Genomic DNA, 13099 nt, shown 5'->3' with positions numbered 1-13099 from the left:
CCGAGACAACCGGTTCGGAGCACCCGTTCAGCCATAATTAAGAGGCTCGTGCGAAAGGCCGCCGCTCCGCGGGGTATCATCTCGCGCAACTACGTAAGGAGCCCCTGTGAACGCAAACGCATCCGCCGCATCCGGCCTACCCGACTACGACCTGCCGGGCAACGACCTCGATCCCAAGACCCCTACGCCCGAGGAACGCAAGCGCATCCCACGCATCTACAAGGTATACGGCGCACTGTGCCTCATCGACGGCATCGTCGCCCTGCCGCTCATCGTGCTGCTCATCGCAGTCGTGGGCATCGTGCTGGCGACCTCGCCCGAAAAGCTCAGCATCGCCGCGGACCCGACCCTCACCGTCGTCGTCACGGCCATCAACGTCATCCTCACGCTGGTGGCATCGGTCCTGCTCATCCGGTTCGGCCTCTCGCTCATCAAGAACCAGCGTCGCAACGCGGCGCTGTGGTCCGAGGCGCTCATCGCCATCACGCTTGCGCAGATCCTCGCCAACATCATGCTCAACGGCATCGGCGCCCACCTGATCCAGCCTGCCGTCCAGCTCGTCATCCTGCTGGCCATCTCCGTCACCATCGACCCGTCTTTGCGCGAGGAGCGCGATCTGCAGGCACGCCTGCGGAACATGCAGGAACGCGAGGCGGCGGAAGAGGGCATGCTCGGCCGCGACGAGACCGGCGAGGGCTATATCAAGCTCAACTTCTTCAACCTGTTCTGGGTATTCATGGTCTGCAGCGTCATCGGTCTCGTGCTCGAGATCATCTGGCACATGACCGTGGTCGACCCGGGCGTCTACCAGGACCGCGCGGGGCTGCTCTTCGGCCCGTTCTCACCAATCTACGGCGTGGGTGCGGTGCTTATGACCGTCGCGCTCAACCGCTTCTACCGCAAGAGCTTCGTCATCATCTTCTTGGTGAGCGCCGTGATCGGCGGCGTGTTCGAGTTTGCCGTGAGCTGGTTCATGCAGACCGCATTCGGCGCCGTCGCCTGGGACTACACGGGCCAGATGATCTTCGGCATCATCCCCGACCCTATCGCCATGATCGCGCAAGGGCGCACGAGCACCATGTTCGCCGGCATCTGGGGCTTTCTGGGCCTCGTGTGGATCAAGCTGCTCCTGCCGCGCCTGCTCCAGGTCATCAACCTCATCCCGTGGAAGGCGCGCTACTCCCTCACCTCGCTGTGCGCGGTGCTCATGCTCGTGAACGCCGTCATGACGCTGCAGGCGCTTGACTGCTGGTTCGAGCGCGTGAGCGACATCCAGCCGTCATCGCCGGTCGAGGAGTTCTACGCGAAGCATTTCGATAACAGCTACATGGAGCACCGGTTCCAGAGCATGACCATCCATCCCGACGACTCGAGCCGTATTGACACGTCGACGCCGGGCGAGGTCATGCAGCCGAGCGCATAAGGGCGTGCCCGCCCGCCTCTCCGAAGGAGGGCGAAGGGACCGAAGGCAGCTTGGCCGACGGTCCCTTAAGCGGGTCGCTCGATCTCCGTGACGCACTCGTTTTTGAGGGTTCCCACGAGCGCCTGCAGCGCGTCGATGACGCGGGGGCGGATATCGCCTCCGATGAGCACGAGCATGATGTCGTCGCCAACGGAAAGCTCGCCCTCGTTCAGCCAGGCGCGCACATAGCCGATACCCGGCATCTCGCGCGCCGCGGCAAGCGCCGCCTCGACCTTGTCGCGATCGTAGGAAAACGTCATGCCGCCGACCTTGCGCCCGACCTCGACGCCGTCCGTCTCGCACGCGCGCACCTGCGCCTTGGGCGTTTCGCGAACCGTGCCGTTATGGATGAGGTACATGCCGCAGGAGCGGAAGCTCGGGTCGTTTTTCGCCTCGGCAAGCCATGTATCGATCGAAGGCATCTGGTGCGCCATGGGAGCTCTCCTCACATCGTCGCGGAAAACGTTTCTGCCCTCCTTTGTTCCCACGGGAGCCCGTGTGTAAACGATTCGTAAGGAGCGCAAACGGGCGATTTGCACGAAAGCGTCCACGAACCGCCGTGCGCACATCGGCCGCGCCGTAATAATTTTCATAGGAGAGGCCCGCGAAAGCTTATTTTCATTTTACGGACCGCTTAACGATATAAGCAGGTAGAACCCCTATCTTTGACAGTGCCGGCACCATTGCCACCACGAAAGAGGGGAATCGATCATGTCTACCTATGCAGAGCGCGGCGCCACGGGGTCGCAAAAGCTCATGGTCTTCGTCCTATCCATGTCGCTGTACGGCCTGGCGACGCTCATCTCCGAGCTGATTCCGTCGGTCCAGATCGGCATCGTCGAGCTGTCGGTCGAGTTCTTCCTGTTCATCCCGCTGACGCTCGCCATGCTCTTCGACCCGCTGTCGGCCGCGCTTGGCGCCGCGACGGGCGAGCTGGTGTTCTCCGAGATCATGCTCGGCCAGTTCGGCGGACTCGGAGAGCTCGAGAAGTTCCTGACCGTCACCATCGCCGTCTACCTCGCGGGCCTTATGGTGCGCGACCCCAAAAACATCAAGCAGGTCGCCCTTGCCGCCATCAGCGGACCGGCCATCCAGCTCGCCATGAGCGCAGTGGTCGACATCGTCAAGGTCCAGGTCGCCGTCGACGACTTCGAGGCGATCCCGGGCCTTCCGGAGTCCGTCTTTGCCACCGAGGGCTTCTCGTTTCTGAACGACCTGTGCTTCTCGGGCATCCTGTTCTGCCTGCTGCCCACCATCTTTTTGGTCCCGCGCCTGTACGGCAAGATCGAGCCGCTGCTGGGCTGCAAGCCCCGCACGGCGACCGATGATGCCGCGCCTGCCCTGAGCGGACGCGTTGTCGCCTGGTCGGTCGTCGGCTTCGCCGTCGCCATCGCAGCCGCCTGCATCTCCAAGGCCGGCATGTCGATCATCGAGTGGGAGGCGGATTGGGCGGAAAGCCAGACCGCTGTCCTGGCCGGCATCGCCGTCGCCGCCGTCGCAGCCCTTATCATCGGCTTCTGGGCACGTCGCAGCGCCCAGCTCAAAAACGCGTAAGGCGGGCGCCCCGTGTCTGCTGTAGCCCTGCACGACGTCAGCTTTACGTATCCCGGAGCAGCAGCCCCGACCCTCCGGCACGTCGACCTGGACGTGCCGGAGGGCGACTTTCTCGCCATCATGGGCGCGAACGGCTGCGGAAAGTCCACGTTGTGCAAAACCATGAACGGGCTGATCCCGCAATTCATCGTCGGCGACCTCAGCGGCTCTATCACCGTGTGCGGCGTCGATGCGGCCCGATCTCACATCGGGGATCTGGCGCAGCGCATCGGATACGTCTATCAGGATTTCGAGAACCAGCTTGTCCGCCCCACCGTCATCGATGAGGCGTCGTTCGCATGCCTGAACTATGCGTTCGACGATTACCTGGAGCGCGGCATGAGGGCGCTCGAGCTCTGCGGCCTCGCCGACCGCGCCGACTCCTATATCTGGCAGCTCTCCGGCGGCCAGAAGCATCTGCTCGCCCTTGCCGGAGCCATCGCGCTCGAGCCCGACGTCATCGTCCTCGATGAGCCGGTGGCGCAGCTCGACCCCTATCACGCCCGCCAGACCTATGAGGTTCTGCGCGACCTCAACGAGCATCATGGCAAGACGATCATCGTCATCGAGCACCACACCGACTTCATCGCCGACTACTGCACGTCGGCGGCGCTCATGCATGACGGCGCCATCTCATGGAACCTGCCCGCCCATGAGGCCCTGCAGCGCATCGAGGACCTCGAAGCGAGCGACGTGCACCCTCCGCAGATCGCTCTCGCCGGACGCGCGCTCAAGGAGGCGGGCGCCCTGCACGCCGCCGCGCCGCTGCCGACTACGGTCGAGGAGGGTTTCGCCGCCTTCTCCACCATCCCCTTCATGCCCTCTCCCCGCTCAAAGCGCAAGGCGGACGAGCCCTCGCGGCCGATGCGAGACCGTCCGATAGTCGAGTTCAGGAACGTATCGGTGAGCTACCGCAGCGTGAAAGGAGAGCCGCACCGCGTCTTCGACGGCCTGGACCTCACCATCCGCCGTGGGGAAAAGGTGGCGCTCGTGGGTTCGAACGGCGCAGGCAAGTCCACGCTCATGAAGCTCATGTGCGGCCTCATCAAACCGCAATCCGGAGAGATCCTCCTGGACGGCACGCCCACGCGCGGCATGGGGCCCGACGAGCTCTCCGAGCAGCTCTCGCTTGTCTACCAGAATCCCGAGCAGATGTTCATCAAGGACTCCATTCGCGCCGATATCGAGTTCGCCATGCGCGCCCGCGGCGTCAAGGATGCCGCCGAGCGCACCGACGAGCTCCTGGAGCGCTTCCGCCTCAGCGATCTGGCCGACCGCGACGGGCGACTCATGTCCGGCGGCCAGATGCGTCGCGCCTCGCTCGCCATCGGCATCGCGCTCGATCCGCCCGTGCTGCTGCTCGACGAGCCGACCGCGAATCTGGATATCGGCACGCGGCAGGAGATCATCAGGCTCGTCGCCGACCTGCGCGGCGTGACCGACACCGTGGTGATCGCGACGCACGACATGCAGCTCGTCTGCCAGTTTGCCGACCGCATCATCGTGCTGTGCCAAGGAGAGATCATCGGCGACGGCACCCCGGACGAGATCTTCATGGACGCAGGCATCGTGGAGCGATCGGGCATCAGGCCTCCGGAGATCTTTACCATGGGACAGGCGCTCGACAGCACCGCCGCCTGCTACACGCTCGATGACTTCTTGAGCGGCTTTCCCGCATGGCGCGCGCGCAACGGATCGAGCGCATCCGACGGCGCGGCGCCCGGAGCACCGGGTGCCGCAGGTACAGACGATGGGAAGGGTTCAGCATGATCGAGAAGATATCCGAAAACGTCATGGACAAGGTGTCGATTGATTTTTTGCGCGACCAGGTGCTCAAGAATGCCTACGGCAACGACGACACGCCCATCGCCGCGCTCGATCCACGCGTCCTGTTGCTGTGGTACCTGTTCTTTGGCCTCGTGCCATGGTTCTTGAACGACGTCGCCGTCCTTTTGGGCATGTTTGCGTTCACCGCGATCACCACGCGCATGGCCCGCGTGGCGCCGCTCGTGCTGTTCGTGTTCGCCCTCGGCGTCTTCTCCCAAACCGGCTACATGTTCGTCGCCTCGCTGCTGTTCGGAGGCGACCTCTCCACGCTCGCCCCGCTGCTGGTGCTGACCCTCAAAGTCGCCACGGTCTCGCTCGCGAGCATCACGGTGTTCTCGGGGCTCGACCCCGATAGGCTCTCATGCGGCCTGCTGTGGTTCGGCTGCCCGGAACGCCTGTCGTTTTCCATCAGCTTCGCCTACCGCATCCTGCCCATCCTCATGGAAGAGCTGCAGAACATCCTGCTTTCCTACCGCATGCGCGGACGCGCGCCGGAGCATGATACCGTCATGGGCAAGATCCGCTGGATCGTCTACCAGGTGAAGACCATCGTGCAGTCATTCTATCCGCTCATGCTCAACACCGCGAAACGCTCGCGCACCACCGTCGAGGCGCTCGAGCTTAAAGGATACCGGTACGCCTCGACCAACATGAAGGTGCTCAAGATCAAGCTCTCGACGCTGCACGCCGGTCCTCGCGAAGCGCTCTTCGCGGCCGTCAGCGTCGCATGGGCGGCCCTGTGCTTCGCCGCCCCGCATATCCTGGAGGTCCTCTAAGTGATCATCGATTTTCACACGCATGGGAAACTTGCAAAATACCTCGAGTTTTCCCCCGCCTACACAGACTGGCTGTTCGGGGCCGCGCGACGCGCCGGCCTTGATGCGCTCTGTCTGACCGAGCACTTCAACACCCAGGGCTTTCGCCAGGTTTACGCCGACATCTCGTCGCGCTACCCGCGCGAGGGCGACGCGTTCGATGTCAACGGCCTGCTCGTGTTCCCGGGCATGGAGGTCGATATCGCAGAGGGCGGGCACACGCTGGTGCTCGGGCCGATGGAGGATATCCTGAGCTTCAACCTCGCGCTCGAGCCGCACAAGGCGAAGGGTTCCTTCCTTCCGTTTGACGAGCTCGCTGCCGAGGTGAAGCGACGCGACCTGCACTTTGGAGCAGGCCATCCGTTTCGCACGCCCGGGCACATCCCCGAGCTTTCCGACGAGCAGCTGCATGCGTTCGAGTTCGTGGACCTCAACGGCAAGGATCTCAGCCACGACCGCACGCGCACCGTCGAGAAGACCTACGCGTTTGCCCAGAGAATCGGCGATGTCCCGGTCGTGTCGGGCAGCGATACGCACCAGGCGTTCCAATACGGATGCGTCACCACGCGCATGGACAGCTGCTGCACGACGTACGACGAGCTGTTCGAGATGGTCAATGCGCGCGCATACCAGATCGAGCTTGCCGACGACCTGGAATTCCGCGTGCTCACCGCGGCCACGCTCAAACGCGCGCTCAAGGAGATCGATCGGCTGGGCGGCAGCTATGTCGACACCATCCTGGCAGGGCCTGCCGCCTGAGAACTGTGCCTTTCGGCGCCCGCCGGGCACGACCGCATGTGGTAGATATTCGCGCACGACCCCGAGGAGGGTGCCCGCATGATGCCGATTTCGCTGTTCAAACAGGGCGTGGCCTACACGCAGGCGGAGCACACCATCATCGACTTCATCACGTCCAACCCGACCGAGTTTTTGGTCATGCCGATCCAGCAGCTCGCAGCGCGCCTTGGCGTATCGGACGCCACCGTCTCGCGCTTCGCCCGCCATGCGGGGTTTCGCGATTTCAAGGAGCTCAAGGCGACCGTTGCGGCAAGCACCCTCGGCCCGGCGGAGAAGATCGCCGCGAGCATCGAGGACGGCCCGACGTCGCCTCGGGCCTTTTTGGAGCGCCAGCAGTCCTACCTGGGCATCACGGCCGAGCGCATCGACGAGGAGGCGTTCACGCAAGCGGCACGCACGCTCGCCGGCGCCTCGCTCGTCCTGATTCACGGCAAGGGCGCCGCGTCCTGCTGCGCCGAGCTTCTCCGTTTTCGCCTGTCGCGTTTCTCCAAGCGCGTGGTCGTCGTGCCGCCCGCCGGCTCTGAGCTCTTCGAGGGATTGGTGCATATGGACAAAGACAGCGTCCTCGTGACGTTCGGCTTTCAGCGCCTGCCCGAGGAGAGCAGGATCGCCATCGAGCAGGCGCGCTCCGTCGGGGCCACGTCCATCCTGTTTACGAGCCGCGCGCTGCACGGAGCCGGGGCGGAGCCCGACATCGAGCTTGTCGCATATCGCGGGGAGCCGCTTGAGTACCATTCGATGGCGGGCGCCGTCGCGCTGGTGGACGCCCTCGTCGTGGCGGTTGCCGCGCAGCTGGACGGCAGCGCGACCGACGAGCTCGAACGCCTCCGTGCGCTCAAGCGGGCCTATGAGAGCACGCTGCCGCGATAACGGCCACCGCGCGCCGCGGCGCTATACGCCGTGGGCGACGATCTGGTCAACCGAAAGCACCATCACGGCGCGCGTGGTGCGCGGGATGATCTCGCCGGCGCAGGTGACGAGGCTCATGACCTGCTCGGCGTCCTCGATTCGCTCGGCGGCATCGGGAGCCTGCGCCTTTGCCTGCGCGAGCATGTCCTCGAGATACGCGGTGAGCGACTCGCCCTCGCCCAGGAAGTTCGGCTGGCGCGCCTGGATATAGGTGTCCTCGACCTGCGCGGTGAGCAGCGGCGTCATGACGAACGTGGCGCTCCGGGTGATGTAGTAGGCGGTTTGGATCTTGTCGAACTCCGCCTGGTCAGTCGAGTTGTCGACGACCTGGAACATCGTGCCGTCGTAGGTATGGTGGCCGTACAGCGTGGTCTGCTGATCGTACATCCCCGGAGGGGTGTTGGCCATGTCCATGAAAATCGCGCCCGAGTCGTTCGGGGTGCCGTCGAACAGCTGCTTGAGGTACGTGGTGTTGTCGTCGGTCTGAACGACCGGATAGTTGACCGGAGTGCCCGGGATGTAGATCCATCCCACGATGTCGGAGTTGATGGCCGACAGCGCATCGAAATCGACGCTCGGGACGCCGTCGCCCATGTCGGACTCGACGGTATAGCTCTCCAGCTCCTCGTAGGATTCCTGTGCCTGATGGTAACGCATCTGGGTCGCAAGGAACAGGCCGCCCGCAACGAACAGGAGCACGACGCCGATCGCGATCAAGATGATCGCCAGCACGGGAACCCTGCGCTTGCGGCGCACGGTCGCTCCTGCATGCTGGGACGGCTCATCTTTTGCGGAAGCGGCTTGGCGTGCGGAAGAGGGCGCCGGGCGCGCGGCGGGCCTTGACGCTCGAGGCGTCGCCGGGCGCGAAGCGGGCCTCGGGGCCTCAGGGGCGGGCCGAGGGCCAGAAGCGGCCGCGTTTTGCGAAGGGGCGACCGGGGCGCCGAGGCTTTCAAGGGCGGCAGCGCGCGCCGACTCCTCGGACAGCCCGGCGAACGCCTCACCGGGAAGCGACGCGGTCTGCTGCGCGGCGATCGCAGTGTGCACATGGGTCTTCTCCCCACCTCTTCTCCACATCCAGATGTGTATAACAGACATCCGCACGATCTACTACACGGTGAACACCATCGTGCAGTCAGTCCATTCGACCATGCCCACCACCCGCACCACCCCGCGCACCCCCCAGCCACCGCCCGACCTCAACAGCTGTGGCGGTGGTCGTACTTGGAGGGCTACAGCGCGGGGCGGCGATAGGGGCTGATCATCTGATGGCCGAGGCAGATACCGAACAGCGGAACCTTGCCGATCAGCTAGGGGTGTATAAGGGAATGGGGGCGTCGCCAGCGGGCCTTGCGGGAGCGAAACGCTTGCCAGCGGGGCGCTCGACATGCTCCTCGAGCGCAGATTCACGCGCGGGCGCCGCAAACCGCTTGCCCGCGGGGCGCCCGGCGCCATGCGGGGCCTCCTTTTGGGGAGCATGCGGGGAGGCCGGCGCGAAGTGCGTGCCGGCGGGAACCATCCGCGTGCGCAGCCCGGAAGCGGCGGCAGGGTTGTCCCCCGCTCCGTGTGCCGGCGATGTCGCATGGTTGTTCCGGGTCTCGTCCGCAGCCATCTGTCCCGCCTCCTCGCTTCGCATCCGCGCTCTACGCGCGCTTGCTACGCCTCCGCCATCTCGCGCTTAAGGTTCTCCACGACTGCGCGGTACTCGGGCATCGTCGCGCCGAGAATCTGCGTGGCGTAAATCGCTGCGTTCTTGGCGCCGTTGATAGCCACGCAGGCCACCGGCACGCCCGAGGGCATCTGGACCATCGACAGCAGCGAGTCGAGGCCGCCCAGGTCGCTCGTCTTCATGGGAACGCCGATGACCGGCAGCGGCGTGAAGGCCGCCACGACGCCGCCGAGGTGCGCGGCCTTGCCGGCGGCGGCGACGATGACCTTGATGCCGCGGTCGGCCGCGGTCTCGGCCCACTCGTGCACCTTGTCGGGCGTGCGGTGCGCGCTCGCGATCACGAGCTCGTACGGAACGCCCAGGCGCTCAAGCTCGGCGGTGCATCCCTCCATGGTGGGAAGGTCGGACTTAGAGCCCATGATGATGCCGACGAGCGGGGTCTTTTCGGTGGAATCTGCCATGTTGCGGCCTCCAATGCGAGAGCGGCGGCGGGCACGAAGCGCCCGTCCCTTGACTACAAACGCCTTCAGTATACCCGCCCGCGCCGTCGTAGGAACCACCCGTCCCCACTGCGCGCCCATGCATGAAGGGGACGCACCTTCTTCATGCAAACGTGCACGAAGAAGGTGCGTCCCCAATTTGCATGGATGGGCTGATCGGCGGTTCCCTACACCTCGTACTGCGGTAGGTCCTGCAGGGCGATGACCTCCATGCCGGAACCCTCGCCGCCTTGACGTGCCTGCTGCACCGCCTCGATGGCGGCCACGAACGCGTTCGCACCGGAAAGCGCCGTCACGCAGGTCACGCCGCGGCGCACGGCCTCGGTGCGGACCCGGTATCCGTCGCCGCGCGCGCCCTGGCCGTACGGCGTGTTGACGATCAGCGCAATCTCACCGTTGGCGATCATGTCGCCGATGTTGGGATGAGGCCCGCTGATCTTCTCCACGACCTCGCACTTGACGTTGCCGCCGGCAAGCACGCGCGCCGTGCCCTCCGTGGAGCAGATCTCGAAGCCCAGATAGTGGAAGATGCGCGCGACGGCCAGGATGTGGCGCTTGTCGCGGTCGTTGACGGAGATGAACACCTTGCCCTTATCCGGCGTGGGCAGCTCGTAGCTGATCGCCAGCTGGGACTTGGCGTAGGCCTCCGGATAGCTCTTGGCGATGCCCATGACCTCGCCGGTGGACTTCATCTCCGGCCCCAAGATCACGTCGGCGCCCGGGAAGCGGCCCCAGGGCATGACGGCCTCCTTCATGCAGAACCAGTCGAGTCGACGATCATCGGCGGGAAGGCGCAGGTCGGCGATCTTCTCGCCCGACATGATGCACGCCGCGGCCTTCGCAAGCGGCACGCCGGTGGCTTTGGAGATGAACGGGACCGTGCGGCTCGCGCGGGGATTCGCCTCGATAACGTAGACGGTTTCGCCGCGGATGGCGTACTGCACATTCACGAGACCGCGCACGCCGAGCGCCAGCGCGATGCGGCGCGTCGTGTCGCGCAGCTTCTCGACCAGGCTTTCGGAGAACGAGAACGGAGGGATGCACGTCGCCGAGTCGCCGGAATGGATACCGGCCTCCTCGATGTGCTCCAGGATGCCCCCGATGTAGACCTCCTCGCCATCGCACAGCGCGTCGACATCGGACTCGATCGCACCCTCGAGGAAGCGGTCGAGATACACCGGGTAATCGGGGCTCACGCGCGCGGCCTCGGCCATGTAGTCGCGCAGATGATCCGCATCGTAGGCGATCATCATGCCGCGGCCGCCAAGCACGTACGAGGGGCGCACGAGCAGCGGATAGCCGATGCGCGCAGCGACCGCCTCGGCCTCCTCGAACGAGGTCGCCATGCCGGCCGGCGGGTACATGATGCCCAGGTTATCGAGCAGGGCGCTGAAGCGCTCGCGGTCCTCGGCCAGGTCGATGGCCTCGGGCTGGGTGCCCATCACGTGGACGCCCGACTCGGTCAACATGCGCGCAAGCTTCAGAGGGGTCTGGCCGCCGAGCGTCACCACGACGCCGTCGGGACGCTCGACGTCGACGATGTCCATCACGTCTTCGTACGTCAGGGGCTCGAAATACAGGCGGTCGGACGTATCGTAGTCGGTCGACACGGTCTCCGGATTGCAGTTGACCATGATGGTCTCGTAGCCGCGGCTCGCCAGCGCGTAGCTCGCGTGCACGCAGCAGTAGTCGAACTCGATACCCTGGCCGATACGGTTGGGACCGGCTCCCAGGATCATCGCCTTGGGCTTGGCGCACGGCGTGACCTCGTCGGGGGCGACGCGACGGCGCTCGTCGAGGCCGGCGCGCATGGGTGCCTCATAGGTCTTGTAGTGATACTCCGTGGCGCTCTGGAACTCGGCGGCGCACGTGTCGACCGTCTTCATGGACGGCGTCACGCCCAGGCCCTTGCGGTAGGCGCGCACGAAGCGCTCGTCGCTCCCGGTGAGCAGGGCGATCTCGGCGTCGCTCGCGCCGTACTGCTTGAGCAGGCGCATGGTGTCGGCGTCGATATCCTCCACGCGCATGCCGCGGACCGCCTCGCGGACGCAGACCATGTCCTTCAGACGACCGAGGAACCACGGGTCGATGCCGCACACCTCGTGCACGCGCTCGACTGACCAGCCGCGGCGCAGGGCCTCGACCACGTAATGGATGCGGCTCTCGGTCGGGGTGCGCACGCCCTCGAGCAGGTCGTCCTCAGGCAGGCGATCAAGATCGTCCTTGGCCGAGAACAGGCCCACGCGGCCGTCTTCGAGCGAGCGCATGGCCTTGCCGAAGCTCTCCTCGAACGTGCGGCCGATCGCCATGATCTCGCCCACGGCCTTCATGCGGGTGGAGAGCGTCGTGTCGGTGCCCTTGAACTTCTCGAAGGCGAAGCGGGGTACCTTGACCACGCAGTAGTCGATCGACGGCTCGAAGCATGCCGGCGTGGCGCGCGTAATGTCGTTCACGATCTCGTCGAGCGTGTAGCCGACGGCCAGGCGCGCGGCGGCCTTGGCGATGGGGAAGCCGGTCGCCTTGGAGGCGAGCGCCGAGGAGCGGGACACGCGCGGGTTCATCTCGATGACGATGAGGCGGCCGTTGCTGGGGTTGACGGCGAACTGGACGTTCGATCCGCCGGTCTCCACGCCGACCTTCTCCAGGATGGCGAGCGAGGCGGTACGCATGCGCTGGTACTCGAGATCGGACAGCGTCTGGGCCGGGGCGACCGTGATGGAGTCGCCGGTATGCACACCCATGGGGTCGAAGTTCTCGATGGAGCACACGATGATGCCGTTGCCGGCGCGGTCGCGCATGACCTCCATCTCGTATTCCTTCCAGCCCTCGATCGATTCCTCGACGAGGACCTCGTGGGCGGGGCTGAGCTCCAGGCCCTGGGAGACGATCTCGATGAGCTCGGCCTCGGTGTGAGCGATGCCGCCGCCGGCTCCGCCCAGGGTGTAGCTCGGACGCAGCACGCAGGGGTAGCCCACGCGCGCCACGATGTCGAGGGCATCCTCGACCGAATACGCGTAGCCGGAGCGCGCGACCTCGAGCCCGATCTCGGCCATGGCCTCGTTGAACAGCTTGCGGTCCTCGCCGCGCTCGATGGCGTCCAGATCGCAGCCGATCATCTCGACGCCGTACTTGTCGAGGGTGCCGTTCTTGGCGAGCTCGACCGCGGCGTTAAGGCCGGTCTGGCCGCCGAGGGTGGGCAGCAGCGCGTCGGGGTGCTCGCGGGCGATGACCTTCTCGACGAACTCGGCGGTGATCGGCTCCACGTAGGTGCGGTCCGCCAGTCCCGGATCGGTCATGATCGTCGCGGGGTTCGAATTGACCAGCACGACCTCGTAGCCCTCTTCTTTGAGGACTTTGCAGGCCTGGGCACCCGAATAATCGAACTCGCATGCCTGGCCGATCACGATCGGGCCGGACCCGATTACCAGGATGCGCTTGATATCAGTACGTTTGGGCATCTTTATCTCTTCTCTATCCCGTTTTGCATCAACATTCGGCGAGGGGCCGACGCTGCACGTCGGCCCCCGAT

General features: G+C 65.3%; 11 protein-coding genes. 6 read left to right on the top strand and 5 right to left on the bottom strand.

What is annotated here, in order from left to right; translation table 11 throughout:
• Positions 1 to 106: 106 nt before the first annotated feature.
• Positions 107 to 1423 carry a putative ABC transporter permease gene (locus BN3789_RS04980; RefSeq protein ID WP_066831173.1) on the top strand — a complete coding sequence of 439 codons (1317 nt, stop codon included), beginning with the start codon at positions 107 to 109 and terminating at the stop codon, positions 1421 to 1423.
• Between the two features lie 65 nt (positions 1424 to 1488).
• On the opposite strand, the gene BN3789_RS04975 is transcribed toward BN3789_RS04980, so the two are convergent.
• Positions 1489 to 1896 carry a molybdenum cofactor biosynthesis protein MoaE gene (locus BN3789_RS04975; protein ID WP_066831170.1) on the bottom strand — a complete coding sequence of 136 codons (408 nt, stop codon included), beginning with the start codon at positions 1894 to 1896 and terminating at the stop codon, positions 1489 to 1491.
• Positions 1897 to 2173: 277 nt separating this feature from the next.
• Between BN3789_RS04975 and BN3789_RS04970 the strand changes: the two genes are divergently transcribed.
• From BN3789_RS04970 to BN3789_RS04950, 5 genes are all read left to right on the top strand, one after another.
• On the top strand, positions 2174 to 3016 hold the full coding sequence (locus tag BN3789_RS04970; protein ID WP_066831167.1) for a DUF8171 family membrane protein: 843 nt from the start codon (positions 2174 to 2176) through the stop codon (positions 3014 to 3016).
• Positions 3017 to 3028: 12 nt separating this feature from the next.
• Entirely contained in the window at positions 3029 to 4825 is a 1797-nt protein-coding gene (locus BN3789_RS04965) for an ABC transporter ATP-binding protein (protein ID WP_079989101.1), read from the top strand.
• A complete protein-coding gene (locus BN3789_RS04960) occupies positions 4822 to 5658 on the top strand; it encodes an energy-coupling factor transporter transmembrane component T family protein (protein WP_066831164.1) in 837 nt (278 codons plus the stop codon). Before BN3789_RS04965 ends, BN3789_RS04960 begins: the two co-directional genes overlap by 4 nt.
• A complete protein-coding gene (locus BN3789_RS04955; RefSeq protein WP_066831160.1) occupies positions 5659 to 6456 on the top strand; it encodes a PHP domain-containing protein in 798 nt (265 codons plus the stop codon).
• A gap of 78 nt (positions 6457 to 6534) precedes the next feature.
• Entirely contained in the window at positions 6535 to 7365 is an 831-nt protein-coding gene (locus BN3789_RS04950) for a MurR/RpiR family transcriptional regulator (protein WP_066831157.1), read from the top strand.
• Between the two features lie 21 nt (positions 7366 to 7386).
• On the opposite strand, the gene BN3789_RS04945 is transcribed toward BN3789_RS04950, so the two are convergent.
• The 4 genes from BN3789_RS04945 to carB form a co-directional block, all read right to left on the bottom strand.
• Positions 7387 to 8160, bottom strand: coding sequence for a class B sortase (locus BN3789_RS04945; RefSeq protein ID WP_229254205.1), 774 nt, complete (start codon positions 8158 to 8160; stop codon positions 7387 to 7389).
• Between the two features lie 473 nt (positions 8161 to 8633).
• On the bottom strand, positions 8634 to 8708 hold the full coding sequence (locus BN3789_RS13465; protein WP_411431521.1) for a glutamine amidotransferase-related protein: 75 nt from the start codon (positions 8706 to 8708) through the stop codon (positions 8634 to 8636).
• Positions 8709 to 9057: 349 nt separating this feature from the next.
• Positions 9058 to 9531: a 5-(carboxyamino)imidazole ribonucleotide mutase gene (gene purE, locus BN3789_RS04935; RefSeq protein ID WP_066831151.1), complete on the bottom strand. Its 474-nt coding sequence runs from the start codon at positions 9529 to 9531 to the stop codon at positions 9058 to 9060.
• Positions 9532 to 9737: 206 nt separating this feature from the next.
• Entirely contained in the window at positions 9738 to 13028 is a 3291-nt protein-coding gene (gene carB / locus BN3789_RS04930) for a carbamoyl-phosphate synthase large subunit (RefSeq protein WP_066831148.1), read from the bottom strand.
• Positions 13029 to 13099: the final 71 nt, after the last annotated feature.

Source organism: Collinsella ihumii, assembly GCF_900046475.1.
In the GTDB taxonomy this organism is placed as follows: domain Bacteria; phylum Actinomycetota; class Coriobacteriia; order Coriobacteriales; family Coriobacteriaceae; genus Collinsella; species Collinsella ihumii.
Note: the sequence above shows the minus strand (reverse complement) of the source record. Positions and strands in the feature narration are given on the sequence as shown.